Origin of the sequence: Erwinia persicina NBRC 102418 (assembly GCF_001571305.1) — a bacterium.
Taxonomy (GTDB): Bacteria; Pseudomonadota; Gammaproteobacteria; order Enterobacterales; family Enterobacteriaceae; genus Erwinia; species Erwinia persicina.
This window is the reverse complement of the sequence record NZ_BCTN01000009.1, coordinates 172547-190120: the sequence shown is the minus strand read 5'-3', so window position 1 is coordinate 190120 and position 17574 is coordinate 172547. Positions and strand designations below refer to the sequence as shown.

Here is a 17574-nt window from a genome sequence, read left to right as displayed (position 1 = left end):
GCACTCATAATGCTGGGGTCACAGGTTCGATTCCCGTAGTAGCCACCATCTTTTTTGCGCGGGAGTGGCGAAATTGGTAGACGCACCAGATTTAGGTTCTGGCGCCGCAAGGTGTGCGAGTTCAAGTCTCGCCTCCCGCACCATTTCCAACGCGGTTTGCACGGATGGGGTATCGCCAAGCGGTAAGGCACCGGTTTTTGATACCGGCATTCCCTGGTTCGAATCCAGGTACCCCAGCCATTTTTAAGCAGTAAGAAATGTGTTAGGATAGTAAAGCAGTAAAATTAGGCTACTTAGCTCAGCTGGTTAGAGCACAGCACTCATAATGCTGGGGTCACAGGTTCGATTCCCGTAGTAGCCACCAATTTTATTGGGGTGTCGCCAAGTGGTAAGGCTCTGGTTTCTGATACCAGCATTCCGGGGTTCGAATCCCTGCACCCCAGCCATATAAAGACGGCTGGTAGTACGAGTCGCAAAGAAAAAGACGCCTGGTTCGCCAGTCGCAAAAAAATTGGGGTGTCGCCAAGTGGTAAGGCTCTGGTTTCTGATACCAGCATTCCGGGGTTCGAATCCCTGCACCCCAGCCACAAAGTAAAGAAGCCCGCTTTTGCGGGCTTTTTTACGTCTGAAATAACCTCTGAAATACGCTTGGGCAGGGGTCGACCTCTGTTTTGGCCACCCCGTTATCTCACCCTGACTACAATCCTAATGCATACCTTAACGCCTGACGTTTTAACACGCCGGAATGCTGCGCCACGATCAGCCCCAGATTACGGACGATCTTCAACGGTGCCGACTGATTACTGAACGCAAAATAAAACAGATCCATCCCGCTCTGCATCAGCAGATTATCTTTCAGCCGTTTACGCTGATAGCGCTGCAACACTGGCGTGGATGCCCAGTCCTCCGCGCGCAGACGCGACTCACTTAACACGCTGATTAACGCATCAACATCACGATAGCCCAGATTGACGCCCTGCCCGGCCAGCGGGTTAATGGTATGAGCCGCATCGCCCACCAGTGCCAGCCCCGGCAGTACATAGCGCGTGGCGTGACGACGAACCAGCGGGAATGAACCGGCAGTCACCGGGGTAACCCTGCCAAGACGCGCCGGAAAGTTCGCCTGAATCTCTTTTTGCAACTGAGGCATGGACATCGCCTGCAGCTGGCGAATTCGCGCCGGGCTGTCATACCACACCAGCGAAGCCCAACGGTCAAACAAAGGCAGGAAGGCACGGGGACCTTTCGGCGTAAACTGTTGCCATGTTGCATCCCCGGCGTCCCGGTCACAGCGTACGCTGATCAACATACATGACTGAGCATAGTTCCAGCCGTGGATGCCAATACCTGCCAGCTGCCGGACCTGGGAATTCGCGCCGTCAGCCCCCACCACCAGCCGTGCGGTCAGCGTATCCTCATTATCCAGCCGCAGCTGCCATCCCCCGTTTACCGGCTGGAGATCGCGCAGGCGCGCCGGACACAGCAGGCGGATGTCCTGCTGTTGCAGACGCTGCCACAGCGCGCGCTGCAGTACGCTGTTTTCAACCATATAGCCAAGCTCGGGTAAGCCCAGCGATTCGGCGTCAAAAGCCACCTGGGCACTCTGCCACTCCCAGGTTTCGAGCCGGCGGTAAGGAACGGCCCGCATCCCCAGTACGGTGGGCCAGACGTCCAGCTGCTTCAGTAACGCCACCGAGGCCGCCCCGATGGCTGAAATGCGCACGTCAGGATGACTGGCTGCATCGAATTCCGGCGGAGCTTCCTTTTCCAGCACTGCCACCCTGAAGCCATGTTGCGCCAGCCCGCTGGCCAGCGCGGCACCGACCATGCCACCACCGACAATGGCCACATCTACTTTTTGCTTTAATTCCGTCATTTTTTTTCCTTCACCGGCCGTATCATACGTGCTCTGCAACTACACCTCACCGGCAGAATTCTGTTATCCTGATCGTTGTTAAGTGTACCGGATTTTTCTGCGACAAACAGATCGCCGCGACACCGCTGCCACGGGCAGCGAACCACTACAATACGCGCCCCGCACTCCTTTCTGCATGACAAATGGCAAGTCGATGACAAAAAAACTGCATATTAAAACCTGGGGCTGTCAGATGAATGAGTATGATTCATCCAAAATGGCAGACCTGTTAAACAGCACCCACGGGTATACCCTGACCGACGCGGCAGAAGATGCCGATGTCCTGCTGCTCAACACCTGTTCGATTCGAGAAAAGGCCCAGGAGAAGGTTTTCGCTTTGCTCGGTCGCTGGAGAAAACTAAAAGAGTCTAACCCCAATGTCATCATTGGGGTCGGTGGCTGTGTCGCGTCTCAGGAGGGCGATCAGCTGCGCCAGCGTGCGAACTGCGTGGATATTGTCTTTGGTCCGCAAACACTGCACCGTCTGCCGGAGATGATCAACACCGTACGTGGCACCAAAAGCCCGGTGGTGGACGTCAGTTTCCCGGAAATCGAAAAGTTTGACCGGATGCCTGAACCCCGTGCCGAGGGCCCTACTGCGTTTGTCTCCATCATGGAAGGCTGTAATAAATACTGTACCTTCTGCGTCGTCCCTTACACGCGCGGAGAGGAAGTCAGTCGCCCCTCAGATGATATTCTGTTTGAAATAGCCCAACTGGCTGCCCAGGGGGTACGCGAAGTGAACCTGCTGGGTCAGAACGTTAACGCCTATCGCGGCGCTACCTTCGATGGGGGTATCTGCTCTTTTGCAGAACTGCTACGTCTGGTTGCTGCGATAGACGGCATCGATCGCATCCGCTTTACCACCAGCCATCCGATCGAATTTACTGACGATATCATTGAGGTCTATCGCGATACGCCAGAGCTGGTGAGTTTCCTTCACCTGCCGGTGCAAAGCGGCGCGGACCGTATTCTGACACTGATGAAACGTGCCCACACGGCGCTGGAATATAAAGCGATCATCCGTAAACTGGTGGCTGCGCGCCCTGATATTCATATCAGCTCTGACTTTATCATCGGTTTTCCCGGCGAAACCCAGGCGGATTTCGAGCAGACCATGAAACTGGTCGGCGAGATCAATTTTGATACCAGCTACAGTTTTATCTACTCTGCCCGCCCCGGGACGCCCGCAGCCGACCTGCCGGATGATGTCTCTGAAGACGAGAAAAAACAGCGCCTGTACATCCTGCAGGATCGTATCAACCAGCAGGCGATGGCCTGGAGCCGCCGGATGCTCGGCAGCGTACAGCGCATCCTGGTGGAAGGGACATCGCGTAAGAACGTGATGGAACTCTCCGGGCGCACCGGCTGTAACCGCGTCGTCAACTTTGAAGGCACGCCGGAGCACATTGGTAAGTTTGTTGACGTCGAAATCGTCGACGTGTATGCCAACTCGCTGCGCGGTATTTTCATCCGTGGCGAAGATCAGATGGGCCTGCGCACTATCGAAACCCCGGAATCCGTTATTGCACGCACGCGCAAAGAGAACGAGCTGGGCGTCGGTACTTTCCAGCCCTGACCGCTTATCCTCCGGCGAGCCTTCCCGGTTCGCCGTATCATTTCATTGCGTTACACTTGGTTTCTGAAAGCCGCGCCCAAATATCCACCCCAACGCTTGCAGCTTTGCGTGCTGCCATAAATACTTCCTTTATGGCGCTGGCACTTATGCCAGGTCTGCCATCCATTTCTCAACCTGGCCCTGTGTGACCCAAAGGATTAGTTTGAACATTGAAACACGTGAAGTAACCCTGGAACCGATTGATAATGCCCGACTGCTGAGCCTGTGTGGCCCGTTTGATGACAACATCAAACAGTTAGAGCGCCGACTGGGCATTGAAATTAATCGCCGCGAGAATGCGTTTAAACTGGTGGGCCGTGCATTAAGCGTTCATGCCGCTGTTGATATACTGCGTCATCTGTATGTTGATACCGCCCCGGTGCGGGGACACATTCCGGATATTGACCCTGAGCAGATACACCTGGCGATTAAAGAGAGCGGTGTGCTGGAACAGACGGCCGACAGCGTGCCGGAGTTTGGCAAAGCCATTCACATCAAAACCAAGCGTGGAGTCATCAAACCGCGCACACCAAACCAGGCGCAGTATGTCGCTAATATCCTCGACCACGATGTAACCTTTGGTATTGGGCCGGCGGGTACGGGTAAAACCTATCTCGCCGTTGCCGCAGCGGTCGATGCCCTGGAGCGCCAGGAGATCCGTCGCATTATGCTGACCCGGCCGGCCGTTGAAGCCGGTGAAAAACTGGGTTTCCTGCCGGGCGATCTCAGTCAGAAAGTCGACCCGTACCTGCGCCCTCTGTATGATGCACTGTTCGAAATGCTGGGCTTTGAACGTGTCGAGAAGCTGATCGAACGTAACGTTATTGAAGTGGCACCGCTGGCCTACATGCGTGGCCGCACGCTCAACGATGCGTTTATCATTCTTGATGAAAGCCAGAACACGACCATCGAGCAGATGAAAATGTTCCTGACGCGCATTGGCTTTAACTCAAAAGCCGTGATTACCGGTGACGTGACGCAGATTGACCTGCCCCGCAACCTGAAATCCGGCCTGCGCCATGCGATTGAAGTATTATCTGAGGTGGACGAACTGAGTTTCAATTTCTTCCACAGTGAAGACGTGGTACGCCACCCTGTCGTGGCGCGCATCGTTGTGGCCTATGAAGCCTGGGAAGCCGCCGATCAAAAGCGGCGCGATACCCAGACCGAAGAACGTAAACGTGAAGCCCTTGCCGCCCAGCAGGCTTCACAGGAGAAGCAATGAGTAATGTGATTCTGGATCTGCAGCTCGCCTGTGAAAGCGAACAGGGCCTGCCCACCGAAGCAGACTTTCAGCGCTGGCTGGAAGCCGTCCTGCCGCAGTTCCAGCCCGAAAGTGAAGTCACCATTCGTGTGGTCGATGAGGCAGAAAGCCATGAGCTGAATCATACCTATCGCGGTAAAGACAAACCGACTAACGTGCTGTCCTTTCCCTTTGAGGCTCCCCCGGGCATTGAACTGCCCCTGCTCGGGGATTTAATCATCTGCCGCCAGGTGGTTGAACAGGAAGCCAGAGAGCAGGAAAAGGCGCTTGAGGCGCACTGGGCGCACATGGTGATCCACGGTAGCCTGCACCTTTTAGGGTATGATCACATTGAAGATGACGAAGCCGAAGAGATGGAATCGCTGGAGACCGAGATAATGCTTGCTCTTGGCTACCCCGATCCGTACATTTCGGAGAAAGAATAACGACCCGGCTGGTTCGCCAGCCACTCCGCCTGCCCTTGACCCTACCGGGGCAGCCGATCCTGTTAATAGAGAGACAAACTCAAAAACGCCATGAGCGATGACCATTCACAAAACAATGACAGTCCCAGTAGCAAAAAGGGATTTTTCACGCTGATGCTCAACCAGTTGTTCCACGGTGAGCCTAAGAACCGCGATGACCTGCTGGAGTTGATTCGGGACTCTGAACAAAATGACCTGATCGACCCGGATACCAGAGATATGCTGGAGGGGGTGATGGATATCGCCGAACAGCGTGTCAGAGACATTATGATCCCCCGCTCCCAGATGGTCACGCTCAAGCGTAACCAGACTCTGGAAGAGTGCCTGGCGGTTATTATTGAATCTGCTCACTCACGCTTCCCGGTTATCAGCGAGGACAAGGACCATGTTGAAGGCATCCTGATGGCCAAAGATCTGCTGCCATTTATGAGCAGTGGATCTGAGCCGTTCAGTATGGAAAAGGTACTGCGCCCTGCGGTAGTGGTACCGGAGAGTAAGCGCGTAGACCGCATGCTGAAGGAGTTCCGCTCACAGCGCTATCATATGGCGCTTGTGATTGACGAATTCGGCGGTGTCTCAGGCCTGGTGACGATTGAGGATATTCTTGAACTGATCGTCGGAGAAATCGAAGACGAATACGACGATGAAGAAGATCGTGACATCCGTCAACTGAGCCGCCACACCTACACCATTCGGGCACTGACACCGATCGAAGACTTTAACGAGGTCTTCAATACCCATTTCAGCGACGAAGAGGTGGATACCATCGGCGGTCTGGTGATGCAGGGCTTCGGCCATCTGCCAGCGCGTGGTGAAAGTATTGAGATCGATGGCTACCAGTTTAAAGTGGCGATGGCAGACAGCCGCCGCATTATTCAGGTCCATGTCAAAATCCCGGAAAATTCGCCGCAACCGACTCTGGAAGAGTAATCCATCTATGGCAATTGCGTCATTGTTCCAGCGCCAGCGGGTTCGCCTGCTATTAGCGCTAATAACGGGTGCCATTGGCACCCTTTCTTTCTCGCCTTATGATGTCTGGCCCGCAGCCCTGGTGTCCCTGTTTGGTTTGCAGGCGCTTACCCTGAATCGCACCACCCGCCAGGCAAGTGCCATTGGCTTTGCCTGGGGCTTTGGCCTGTTTGGCAGCGGCGTCAACTGGGTATATGTCAGTATCGCCACCTTTGGCGGTATGCCTGGCCCGGTCAATGTGTTCCTGGTGATACTGCTGGCAGCCTATCTGTCATTGTATACCCTGCTGTTCGCTGCGCTGCTGAACCGCCTGACGCCAAAAACTTCTCTGCTGCGTCTGGCGCTGGCGGCTCCGGTCCTGTGGCAGCTCACTGAGTTCCTGCGTGGCTGGGTGCTGACCGGCTTCCCGTGGTTGCAGTTTGGTTACAGCCAGATCAACGGCCCGCTGAAAGGCCTGGGCCCGATAGTGGGCGTGGAAGCCATTACCTTCCTGCTGATGATTATTGCCGGACTGGCCGTTTATGCCGTGCTGCAGCGCCGCCTGGTCGCCGGCCTGGCGGCGCTTGCGCTGCTACTGCTGCCCTGGCCCCTGCGTTATATCAGCTGGTTCCAGCCTTTACCCGACAGGACGGTTGAGGTAGCGCTGGTCCAGGGGAATATCGAGCAGGCGATGAAGTGGGATCCGGACCAGCTGGTTAATACCCTGAAAACCTATACGGCCCTGAGCCGCCCGTTTGTCGGCAAAGCCCCCATTATCATCTGGCCAGAGTCTGCCATTCCTGACCTTGAAACCCGCCAGCAACCGTTTCTTAAGGCGGTGGATGAGCAACTGCGTGCGGCGGGCAGCAGCCTGGTAACCGGCATCGTTGACTCCCGTCTGGAAGACAATCGCTACCACGATTACAACTCGATTATCGTGCTCGGCGGTCCGCAACCTTACAGCTACTTAAGCAACAATCGTTACCAGAAGCATCATCTGGTACCCTTTGGCGAATTCGTTCCGCTGGAAACGCTACTGCGTCCACTGGCCCCGTTGTTTGACCTGCCGATGTCCTCTTTCAGCCGGGGCGGCTATGTGCAGCCGCAGCTTCAGGTAGCAGGCTATAACCTGACTGCCGCCATCTGTTACGAGATTATCCTCGGGCAACAGGTACGGGATAACTTCAGACCGGACACCAACTTCCTGCTGACTATCTCGAACGATGCGTGGTTTGGTCACTCCATTGGCCCATGGCAGCACCTGCAAATGGCGCAGATGCGTGCGCTGGAACTGGGCCGTCCCCTGTTGCGCAGTACCAACAACGGCGTGACTGCCGTGGTGGACGCCCATGGTGATATCGCTCACATCATTCCGCAGTTCAAAGCGGAAGTGTTATCAGCAAAAGTGACACCGACCAGTGGATTAACCCCGTATGCCCGCATGGGTAACTGGGGGATCTGGAGTATCGCTTTCGTGTTCGCTATTGTCGGCATGTTCTGCCGCTGGCGTTTACGCCGCAGGTAACCTGAAGAGGTCGGCGCGCTTTTCTGCCCGACCGCTGCTGCCCCGCTGAACGAAAATGGTCAGCGGGGCATTCGTACCGGCAATCATTCTCCCCCGCTCCCGTTCTCTTTCCGCCACAGCTTATGCTGCACTTCTTCTTAAAAACCGCCGTTGGCACGATGATTGCAAAATATTTCCGTGTAAACGTGTGGCACTCCCGTATCAAGTCGTTACGAAAAGATTCACGCCCCGCCATGGCGCATTTATTGCCCCTTTGCGGAGCATTGCTAAAAAACCGCACCTGATTGGTGCGGGGTACATCGCAAAAAAGAAACTTTTTCGTTTCACGCCATTAACATTCAGCTATGTTATTGGGGAATGGCACCCGCTTTAATTTTGAATAAAACAGATAAATAGCAGGATATACACACATCACATCACGTCGGCGTCGCTTTATTTCGCGCCACTACTGCAAAGGAGTTGGAACATGAAATTACGGAAACTGGGGCTTTGCCTTGCACTGGCAGGATTCGCCTCTGGTATCGCCCAGGCCGAGGACGCGGCACCACAGCAGCAGGCGTCTACCCTGGAAAAAATTGCCAAAAACGGCGTGATTGTCGTTGGCCACCGTGAATCCTCCGTCCCGTTCTCCTATTACGACAATCAGCAGAAAGTTGTGGGCTACTCCCAGGATTACTCCAACGCGATTGTTGACGCGATCAAGAAAAAACTGAATAAACCGGATCTGCAGGTAAAAATGCTGCCAATCACCTCTCAGAATCGTATCCCGCTGTTGCAGAACGGCACCTACGACTTTGAGTGTGGCTCTACCACCAACAATCTGGAGCGCCAGAAACAGGCCAGCTTCTCCAACAGCATCTTCGTGGTCGGTACGCGCCTGCTGGTGAAGAAAGGCGGTGCCATTAAAGACTTCGGCGACCTGAAAGGTAAAAGCGTGGTAGTGACCTCAGGCACAACCTCTGAAATTCTGCTGAACAAGCTGAACGATGAGAAAAAAATGGGCATGCGCATCATCAGTGCGAAAGACCATGGAGATTCATTCCGTACGCTGGAAAGCGGCCGCGCTGTGGCCTTTATGATGGATGATGCTCTGCTGGCCGGTGAACGTGCTAAAGCCAAGAAACCTGCAAACTGGGAAATTCTCGGCACGCCACAATCCCATGAAGCCTACGGCTGTATGTTGCGTAAAGGCGATGGTGAATTCAAAAAACTGATGGATGACACCATTGCGCAAGCGCAGACGACCGGCGAAGCGGCTAAATGGTTCGACAAATGGTTTAAACAGCCCATTCCACCAAAAAATATGACCATGGACTTCGATCTCTCTGACGATATGAAAGCCCTGTTCAAATCGCCGAACGACAAGGCAATGAATTAATAACGAGAAACAGGGGCGGCCTGTGCTGCCCCATGATTGCTGAACACAGGCTCGGACAGACACAGTCAGGTGGACAGCGCTTAAGCGCTGACGCCTGACGAAGGTGTAAACCGGTCGTTCCCCGGGGAGCACAACAGAGCCTTTCATCAATCTTCAGGGTAGCAATCGCTACCCTTTTTTTACCGGAGTGTTTTATGTCTATTGATTGGAACTGGGGAATATTCCTGCAGGAGGCCCCGTTCGGTAATACAACCTATCTCGGTTGGCTGTGGTCCGGCTTTCAGGTCACCATTGCCGTCTCCGTTTGTGCCTGGATTATCGCCCTCTTTGTCGGTTCCCTGTTTGGTATTTTGCGTACCGTTCCCAACCGTCTGCTTGCCGGTCTGGGGACCTGTTACGTTGAACTGTTCCGTAACGTACCGCTGATCGTGCAATTCTTTATCTGGTATCTGGTGGTGCCGGAGCTGTTGCCGGAAGGACTTGGCATGTGGTTCAAATCGGAAATCGACCCCAATATCCAGTTCTTCACCTGCTCGGTTCTGTGCCTGGGTCTGTTTACCGCTGCCCGCGTATGCGAACAGGTTCGTGCCGCCATTCAGTCCCTGCCAAGTGGTCAGAAAAATGCCGGCCTGGCGATGGGGCTGACACTGCCACAAACCTATCGTTATGTGTTACTGCCGAATGCCTACCGGGTCATTGTGCCACCGATGACTTCGGAAATGCTTAACCTGGTGAAAAACTCCGCCATCGCTTCCACAATAGGTCTGGTGGATATGGCAGCTCAGGCAGGCAAACTGCTCGACTATTCTGCACACGCTTATGAATCGTTTACGGCCATTACTCTGGCCTATATCGCCATCAATGCGGTGATTATGCTGCTGATGGGGCTGGTAGAACGTAAAGTCCGACTGCCGGGGGGCAAATAATGTACGAATTTGACTGGAGTACTATCGTCCCCAACCTCCCCTACCTGTGGGCGGGTATGGTCGTTACGCTAAAAATTACCGTTACCGCAGTAATCTTCGGCATTATCTGGGGCACGTTGCTGGCGGTCATGCGCCTCTCCTCCTTCAAACCCATCAGCTGGTTTGCCAAAATTTATGTCAACCTGTTCCGCTCGGTACCTCTGGTTATGGTGCTGCTGTGGTTCTATCTGGTGGTGCCGAGTTTCCTGCAGCAGGTGCTGGGTCTGTCGCCCAAAACGGACATTCGCCTGATTTCTGCGATGGTCGCTTTTTCCCTGTTTGAGGCCGCCTATTATTCAGAAATCATCCGCGCGGGAATATTAAGTATCGCCCGTGGCCAGGGCAGCGCCGCACTGGCACTGGGGATGACCCAGTGGCAGTCGATGCGCCTGATCATCCTGCCGCAGGCATTTCGTGCCATGGTCCCGCTGCTGCTGACCCAGGGCATCGTCCTGTTCCAGGATACTTCTCTGGTGTATGTCCTGAGCCTGGCGGACTTTTTCCGTACGGCAGATACCATTGGCGTCAATAACGGTACTGAGATTGAAATGGTGCTGTTCGCCGGTGCAATTTACTTCGTTATCAGCCTTAGCGCTTCGCTGTTGGTCAGCTATTTAAAGAAAAAAAGGACTGCTTAAATGATTACCCTGAAAAATGTTTCTAAGTGGTATGGTCACTTTCAGGTGCTGACCGACTGCTCAACCGAAGTCAAAAAAGGGGAAGTAGTGGTGGTGTGCGGCCCTTCAGGTTCCGGGAAGTCGACGCTGATAAAAACGGTAAATGGCCTTGAGCCTATCCAGAAAGGGCAGATTGAGGTGAACGGCACGCCGGTTAATGACAAGAAGACCAACCTCGCCCAGCTTCGTTCTAAAGTCGGCATGGTGTTCCAGCATTTCGAGTTGTTCCCACATCTGTCCATTGTTGAAAACCTCACGCTGGCACAGGTTAAAGTGCTGAAGCGTGACAAAGAGGAAGCGCGGCAAAAAGGCCTGAAGCTGCTGGAACGCGTTGGACTGAGTGCTCATGCCAATAAGTTCCCGGGCCAGCTCTCCGGAGGCCAGCAGCAGCGTGTGGCCATTGCCCGTGCGCTGTGTATGGATCCTATCGCCATGCTGTTCGATGAGCCAACATCCGCGCTGGATCCGGAGATGATCAACGAGGTACTGGACGTGATGGTTGAGCTGGCGAATGAAGGGATGACCATGATGGTGGTAACACACGAAATGGGCTTTGCGCGTAAGGTCGCCAACCGGGTGATCTTTATGGATGAAGGGAAGATTGTTGAGGACTCACCGAAAGACGAGTTCTTTAATAATCCACAGTCCGAACGTGCCAAAGACTTCCTCGCCAAAATCCTGCATTAACACTGACTGCGCGGGCGGGCCAATACAGTAGGCCCGCCCCAGCAGAAACAGAATGTGTTGTTATCACCGGGGCGGAAACAGAAAATCTGCTTTTATATCGACGCACACATCAAGGCTCAAATGGCTGGCGAACAAACTGATCGTGGTTGCATTCCGGACAGCGAGTCAGGACTTCCGGCGTGTAGATCGCCCGGGTAAACTGACAGCTCTCACACACCAGATTCCCCAGCCCCACCACTTCGCCACTTTGATAAACACCGTGATGATTCAAATCCTGGAAAACTTCACGCCACTCCAGCTGACTTTTGTCGGTGATATCGGCCAGCTCTTTCCAGATACTCTGGCGGATCACCCGCATAAACACGCTATCGCTGAGTTCTTCCTGATTTTCCGCATAGCTGCGCGCAAATTCCTCTAGGTCACGCCGTACGGCACGGCTGACATCATCAATTTCGCTTCGGGTTAATTCACCGCGATTATTCATCCTCTGACGGGCACTCTCCACCAGGGCATCAATATCCCGCTCCCCGCGTTCAATGCGTTGGGTCAGGGAAGACACCAGCTCACGATAATACTGAGCAACCTTGTTCATAGACTCTCCTTATTGATAACGAACGCGTTTCTTCTCATTCTAGTTGTAACTGAAAAACTTCCGTGTTTTCACACTAAAAATTGCCGCCTCGATTACAGCTTACAGAGAAATGCCCTCCGGCAGGACGCTTACTGTTGTTGCGCCGGGTGCGGATCAGCTATGCTATGCGGATCTGAACGAACACGAAAAAAATTTATAGAAAGGACCACTGGCTACTATGCAAGAGCAATATCGCCCGGAAGAGATAGAATCCCACGTCCAGCAGCAATGGGATGATAAGCAAACGTTCAAAGTGACCGAAGAAGAAGGTAAAGAGAAGTATTACTGCCTCTCCATGCTGCCCTACCCTTCCGGACGCCTGCACATGGGCCACGTGCGCAACTATACTATTGGCGATGTCATCTCCCGCTACCAGCGTATGCTGGGTAAAAACGTATTACAGCCAATCGGCTGGGATGCCTTCGGCCTGCCGGCGGAAGGGGCGGCGGTGAAAAACAACACGGCTCCGGCTCCCTGGACTTATTCCAACATCGACTACATGAAGAACCAGCTCAAACTGCTGGGCTTTGGTTATGACTGGAACCGTGAACTGGCGACCTGCCAGCCAGAATACTATCGCTGGGAGCAGTGGTTCTTCACCAAACTCTATGAAAAAGGTCTGGTCTACAAAAAGACTTCTGCGGTGAACTGGTGTCCGCACGATTTGACGGTGCTGGCGAACGAGCAGGTGATCGATGGCTGCTGCTGGCGCTGTGACACGAAAGTTGAACGCAAAGAAATCCCACAGTGGTTCGTCAAAATTACCGACTATGCCGATGAACTGCTGAATGACCTCGACACGCTGGAAAGCTGGCCTGAGCAGGTGAAAACCATGCAGCGCAACTGGATTGGCCGCTCTGAAGGGGTGGAGATCGAGTTTGACGTGAACAACAGTCAGGAAAAGCTGCGTGTTTATACCACGCGTCCTGACACCTTTATGGGCGTGACCTACCTGGCGGTAGCGGCGGGACACCCGCTGGCAGCCCAGGCCGCCGCCACTCATCCAGCCCTGGCCGACTTTATCGCCGAATGCCGTAATACCAAAGTGGCTGAAGCCGAAATGGCCACGATGGAGAAAAAAGGCATGGCCACCGGCCTGTTTGCGAAACACCCGCTGACCGGTGAAGACGTCCCGGTTTGGGTCGCCAACTTTGTGCTGATGGAATACGGCACCGGTGCCGTTATGGCTGTTCCTGGACATGACCAGCGTGACTGGGAATTTGCGACCAAATACGGTCTGCAGATCAAACCCGTGATCCTTGCCGCTGACGGCAGCGCACCGGATCTGAGCGAAGCGGCAATGACCGAAAAAGGCACGCTGTTTAATTCCGGCGAGTTTGACGGTCTGTCCTATGAAGACGGTTTCAATGCGATTGCCACTAAGCTGGCTGATATCGGCGTGGGTGAGCGCAAAGTTAACTATCGTCTGCGCGACTGGGGTGTTTCACGCCAGCGCTACTGGGGCGCACCGATTCCGATGGTGACGCTGGAAGATGGTACTGTGATGCCGACGCCAGAAGATCAGTTGCCGGTGATCCTGCCGGAGGACGTGGTCATGGATGGCATTACCAGCCCAATTAAAGCCGATCCTGAATGGGCCAAAACCATCGTTAACGGTCAGCCTGCCCTGCGTGAAACCGACACCTTTGATACCTTTATGGAGTCCTCATGGTATTACGCACGTTATACCTGCCCGGACTATGATAAAGGGATGCTCGACCCGGCAGCGGCGAACTACTGGCTGCCTGTGGATCAGTATGTTGGTGGCATCGAACACGCCATTATGCACCTGCTCTACTTCCGCTTCTTCCACAAATTACTGCGCGACGCAGGCCTGGTGAATTCAGATGAGCCTGCGAAGCGTCTGCTGTGCCAGGGGATGGTGCTGGCTGACGCCTTCTATTATCTGGGTGCCAGCGGCGAGCGTAACTGGGTCTCTCCGGTTGATGTTACCGTGGAGCGTGATGAAAAAGGCCGTATTGTTAAAGCCAGTGACGCTGCCGGACACGACCTGGTGTATGCCGGGATGAGCAAAATGTCGAAGTCGAAAAACAACGGCATCGACCCGCAGATTATGGTTGAACGTTACGGTGCCGATACCGTGCGTCTGTTTATGATGTTTGCATCGCCGGCTGAAATGACGCTTGAGTGGCAAGAGTCCGGCGTTGAAGGGGCAAACCGCTTCCTGAAACGCGTCTGGAAACTGGCCTTCGAACACACGCAGAAAGGCCCGACTGTCGCCCTCGACCTTGATACGCTGACAGAAGATCAGAAAAACCTGCGTCGCGATCTGCACAAAACGATTAGCAAAGTGTCCGATGATATCGGCCGCCGTCAGACCTTCAACACCGCGATCGCGGCGATTATGGAACTGATGAACAAGCTGGCTCGTGCTCCGCAGGAGAGCGAACAGGATCGTGCGTTGATGCAGGAAGCGCTGCTGGCTGTGGTGCGTATGCTGAACCCGTTCACCCCTCATGCCTGCTTCGTGCTGTGGCAGTCTCTGGGTGGAACAGGCGATGTCGATAACGCCTCCTGGCCACAAGCGGATGACGCCGCGATGGTGGAAGATTCATTGCTGGTCGTGGTACAGGTTAACGGTAAAGTGCGCGGTAAAATCACCGTGGCGGCTGACGCTAACCAGGAACAGGTGCAGGCTCGTGCTGCGCAGGAGCATCTGGTGGCCAAATATCTTGATGGGGTCACCATTCGTAAAGTGATTTACGTACCGGGCAAGCTGCTTAACCTGGTCGTCGGTTGATGTCAGGAGGAATTGTGCGACATCCGATAGTCTCTGTATTTCTTACCCTCGCGGTGTTAATCACCGCAGGTTGTGGTTATCACCTGCGCGGCACCACCTCGGTGCCGCCGGAAATGAAAACGCTGATCCTGGACACCTCTGATCCGTATGGCCCGCTCACGCGTACCGTTCGTGAACAGCTGCGTCTGAACAACGTGACCATTGTCGATCAGCCAGGAGATCGTAAGGATATCCCCTCCCTGCGTCTGATGGGCGTGACTCAGGGCCGTGACACTGCGTCGATATTCCAGGACGGTAAAACGGCAGAATATTCAATGATGATGACCGTGAACGCGCAGGTACTGGTGCCTAATAAAGGGATCTACCCAATCAGCGCGACAGTGTACCGTTCATTCTTTGATAATCCGCTGGCAGCCCTGGCGAAAGATTCTGAGCAGCAGATCATCATTAATGAGATGCGTACTCAGGCCGTGCAACAGCTGGTGCGTAAATTACTCACCGTACACGCCGCAGAGGATGATCCATCCATTAATACGCTCGACAGCACGCCGTCCGCGGTTGACCGTATGCCCGCTGACACGAGCAGCATGTCGGACAGCTCTTACACGCGATGATCAGGATTTACCCTGAGCAACTCAGCGCGCAACTCCGTGAGGGGCTGCGCGCCTGTTATTTGTTGAGCGGTAATGAACCGCTGTTGCTGCAGGAAGCACAGGATGCCATCCGTGCCGCCGCACAGCAGCAGGGTTTTACCGAGCACTTTAGCGTGACACTGGAAGCGGGCACTGACTGGCAGGATATTTTTGCCATCTGTCAGGCCCTGAGCCTGTTTGCCAGCCGACAGACGCTACAGCTGACCCTGCCGGACAACGGGCCCAGTGCCGTAATGAGCGAACAGCTACTGACGCTCTCGACGCTGCTCCACAGCGATATTTTGCTGATCCTGCGTGTCGCGAAACTGACCAAAGCGCAGGAAAACAGTGCCTGGTACAAAGCGTTAAGCGCCCAGGGGGCGACAGTGCCCTGTCAGACCCCGGAGCAGGCGCAGTTGCCCCGCTGGGTTTCTGCACGGGCGAAAAAGTACCAGTTAACGCTGGATGATGCCGCGAACCAGCTGCTTTGCTACTGCTATGAAGGTAACCTGCTGGCTCTGTCCCAGGCGCTGGAAAGGCTGTCGCTACTGTGGCCTGATGGGAAACTGACACTGCCACGTGTTGAACAGGCAGTGAACGATGCAGCACACTTTACGCCTTACCACTGGGTTGATGCCCTGCTGGCCGGGAAGAGTAAACGAGCGCTGCATATTCTGCGCCAGATGCATTCGGAAGATAGCGAACCGGTGATCCTGATGCGTACACTGCAGCGTGACCTGCTGCTGCTGGTGACGCTGCAGCGTCAAATGGCGCAAACGCCCCTGCGTACGCTGTTTGATCAGCACCGTGTATGGCAAAACCGCCGCACGCTGTTCAGTGACGCCTTACAGCGTCTGAGCGCAGCACAGATCACGCAGGCGGTGCGGCTACTGATGCAGATTGAGCTGACGCTGAAGCAGGATTACGGACAGTCCGTCTGGTCTGAACTGGAAACCCTTGCGCTGGTTTTGTGTCATCCGTCATTTCCGGCGAGCTTTTGTGATGTCTGACCTTCCTGCGCTCCATGCGCTGTTTGGCGGCACCTTTGATCCGATTCATTATGGCCATCTTCGGCCGGTTGAAGCCCTGGCGCAGGTGGCCGGTCTGGCGAAGGTCACACTGTTGCCTAATAATGTGCCTCCCCACCGTCCACAGCCAGAAGCTACCCCGGCGCAGCGTGTTGCGATGGTGAAACTGGCCATCGCCGGTAACCCGTTGTTTGACCTTGACCTGCGGGAAATGCAGCGTGACACCCCGTCGTACACGATTGAGACGCTGGCTGCCCTGCGTGCTGAACGCGGAAGCACCCAGCCGCTGGCGTTTATCATCGGTCAGGATTCCCTGCTAACGTTACATAAGTGGCACCGCTGGCAGGATCTGCTGTCACTGTGCCACCTGCTGGTCTGTCAGCGCCCCGGTTATCGCAGTGAGATGGAAACACCGGCGCTGCAGAAATGGCTGGACAGCCACCGTACTCCGCACGCGCAAGCACTGCAGCAGTCTCCGGCCGGGAACATCTTCCTGGCAGAAACACCGCTGATGAATATTTCTGCGACCGAAATCCGCGCTCGTCGTCATCAGGGCCTCTCTGACGCGGACTTACTGCCTCCGGCCGTTAGCGATTTTATCGATCGCGAGGGTTTATATCGAAAGCGACAACAGCGTGATATACTGCGCCGCTAATTTTTACGGGTTTCAGGCCCGAAAATACACACTGTTACGGTTGTCGACACCGCTTTACGGGTAAACATGCGATAACTTCAGACTTAAATCCCAAGGGGGAACCTTTTGCAAGGTCAAGCACTCCAAGACTTCGTCATTGATAAATGTGACGATTTAAAAGCTCAGGACATCATCGCTATCGACGTCCAGGGCAAATCCAGCATCACCAGTTGCATGGTTATCTGCACCGGTACCTCAACGCGTCATCTGGTTTCCATCGCAGAACACGTGGTGCAGGAAGCCAAGCTGATCGGCCTGGATGCATTCCGCGTTAACAGCCGTGCCCCAAGCGATTGGGTGGTCGTTGACCTCGGTGAAGTGATCGTCCATGTCATGGAAGCAGAGAGTCGTAAGCTGTACGAACTGGAAAAGCTCTGGAGTTAAGCC

The 17574-nt window shown here is 54.5% G+C and carries 16 protein-coding genes and 5 tRNA genes; 19 read left to right on the top strand and 2 right to left on the bottom strand.

Features of this window, described 5'->3' with window-relative positions:
* Nucleotides 1–58 precede the first annotated feature (58 nt).
* From EPE01S_RS12275 to EPE01S_RS12255, 5 genes are all read left to right on the top strand, one after another.
* A tRNA-Leu gene (locus EPE01S_RS12275) sits at nt 59–143 on the top strand.
* 22 nt (nt 144–165) lie between these two features.
* A tRNA-Gln gene (locus tag EPE01S_RS12270) sits at nt 166–240 on the top strand.
* 47 nt (nt 241–287) lie between these two features.
* Nucleotides 288–364 (top strand) — tRNA-Met (locus tag EPE01S_RS12265).
* 7 nt (nt 365–371) lie between these two features.
* Nucleotides 372–446: transfer RNA gene (locus EPE01S_RS12260), tRNA-Gln, on the top strand.
* A 66-nt stretch (nt 447–512) separates the two neighbouring features.
* A tRNA-Gln gene (locus EPE01S_RS12255) sits at nt 513–587 on the top strand.
* Nucleotides 588–697: 110 nt separating this feature from the next.
* Here EPE01S_RS12255 and ubiF read toward each other — a convergent pair.
* The gene (ubiF, locus tag EPE01S_RS12250; protein WP_062745362.1) at nt 698–1876 is read right to left on the bottom strand and encodes a 3-demethoxyubiquinol 3-hydroxylase; all 1179 of its coding nucleotides are present in this window, start codon (nt 1874–1876) and stop codon (nt 698–700) included.
* Between the two features lie 193 nt (nt 1877–2069).
* Between ubiF and miaB the strand changes: the two genes are divergently transcribed.
* The 9 genes from miaB to EPE01S_RS12205 all read left to right on the top strand — a co-directional run bounded on the left by miaB (nt 2070) and on the right by EPE01S_RS12205 (nt 11441).
* Complete coding sequence (gene miaB / locus EPE01S_RS12245; RefSeq protein WP_062745360.1) at nt 2070–3494, top strand: tRNA (N6-isopentenyl adenosine(37)-C2)-methylthiotransferase MiaB; 1425 nt, start codon at nt 2070–2072, stop codon at nt 3492–3494.
* A 202-nt stretch (nt 3495–3696) separates the two neighbouring features.
* A complete protein-coding gene (locus tag EPE01S_RS12240) occupies nt 3697–4758 on the top strand; it encodes a PhoH family protein (RefSeq protein WP_062745358.1) in 1062 nt (353 codons plus the stop codon).
* Nucleotides 4755–5222, top strand: coding sequence for an rRNA maturation RNase YbeY (gene ybeY / locus EPE01S_RS12235; protein ID WP_062745356.1), 468 nt, complete (start codon nt 4755–4757; stop codon nt 5220–5222). Before EPE01S_RS12240 ends, ybeY begins: the two co-directional genes overlap by 4 nt.
* A 90-nt stretch (nt 5223–5312) precedes the next feature.
* Complete coding sequence (gene corC / locus EPE01S_RS12230) at nt 5313–6191, top strand: CNNM family magnesium/cobalt transport protein CorC (RefSeq protein WP_062745354.1); 879 nt, start codon at nt 5313–5315, stop codon at nt 6189–6191.
* 7 nt (nt 6192–6198) lie between these two features.
* Nucleotides 6199–7734, top strand: a complete 1536-nt coding sequence (gene lnt, locus EPE01S_RS12225; RefSeq protein WP_062745352.1) for an apolipoprotein N-acyltransferase — start codon at nt 6199–6201, stop codon at nt 7732–7734.
* 466 nt (nt 7735–8200) lie between these two features.
* Nucleotides 8201–9112 carry an amino acid ABC transporter substrate-binding protein gene (locus EPE01S_RS12220; protein ID WP_062745350.1) on the top strand — a complete coding sequence of 304 codons (912 nt, stop codon included), beginning with the start codon at nt 8201–8203 and terminating at the stop codon, nt 9110–9112.
* A 194-nt stretch (nt 9113–9306) separates the two neighbouring features.
* Complete coding sequence (locus EPE01S_RS12215; protein ID WP_062745348.1) at nt 9307–10038, top strand: amino acid ABC transporter permease; 732 nt, start codon at nt 9307–9309, stop codon at nt 10036–10038.
* Nucleotides 10038–10715 (top strand): glutamate/aspartate ABC transporter permease GltK, encoded by a 678-nt coding sequence (gene gltK, locus EPE01S_RS12210; RefSeq protein WP_062745345.1) that lies wholly within the window; start codon nt 10038–10040, stop codon nt 10713–10715. Before EPE01S_RS12215 ends, gltK begins: the two co-directional genes overlap by 1 nt.
* Nucleotides 10716–11441, top strand: a complete 726-nt coding sequence (locus EPE01S_RS12205) for an amino acid ABC transporter ATP-binding protein (protein WP_062745342.1) — start codon at nt 10716–10718, stop codon at nt 11439–11441.
* Nucleotides 11442–11550: 109 nt separating this feature from the next.
* On the opposite strand, the gene EPE01S_RS12200 is transcribed toward EPE01S_RS12205, so the two are convergent.
* Nucleotides 11551–12033, bottom strand: a complete 483-nt coding sequence (locus tag EPE01S_RS12200) for a zinc ribbon-containing protein (protein WP_062745340.1) — start codon at nt 12031–12033, stop codon at nt 11551–11553.
* Between the two features lie 217 nt (nt 12034–12250).
* Between EPE01S_RS12200 and leuS the strand changes: the two genes are divergently transcribed.
* The 5 genes from leuS (at nt 12251) to rsfS (ending at nt 17571) form a co-directional block, all read left to right on the top strand.
* Nucleotides 12251–14833 carry a leucine--tRNA ligase gene (gene leuS / locus EPE01S_RS12195; RefSeq protein ID WP_062745338.1) on the top strand — a complete coding sequence of 861 codons (2583 nt, stop codon included), beginning with the start codon at nt 12251–12253 and terminating at the stop codon, nt 14831–14833.
* Nucleotides 14834–14847: 14 nt separating this feature from the next.
* Nucleotides 14848–15447 carry an LPS assembly lipoprotein LptE gene (lptE, locus tag EPE01S_RS12190; RefSeq protein WP_062745336.1) on the top strand — a complete coding sequence of 200 codons (600 nt, stop codon included), beginning with the start codon at nt 14848–14850 and terminating at the stop codon, nt 15445–15447.
* On the top strand, nt 15444–16475 hold the full coding sequence (gene holA / locus EPE01S_RS12185) for a DNA polymerase III subunit delta (RefSeq protein ID WP_062745333.1): 1032 nt from the start codon (nt 15444–15446) through the stop codon (nt 16473–16475). Before lptE ends, holA begins: the two co-directional genes overlap by 4 nt.
* Nucleotides 16468–17148, top strand: a complete 681-nt coding sequence (nadD, locus tag EPE01S_RS12180) for a nicotinate-nucleotide adenylyltransferase (RefSeq protein WP_062745331.1) — start codon at nt 16468–16470, stop codon at nt 17146–17148. Before holA ends, nadD begins: the two co-directional genes overlap by 8 nt.
* 105 nt (nt 17149–17253) lie before the next feature.
* The gene (gene rsfS / locus EPE01S_RS12175) at nt 17254–17571 is read left to right on the top strand and encodes a ribosome silencing factor (RefSeq protein WP_062745328.1); all 318 of its coding nucleotides are present in this window, start codon (nt 17254–17256) and stop codon (nt 17569–17571) included.
* Nucleotides 17572–17574: the final 3 nt, after the last annotated feature.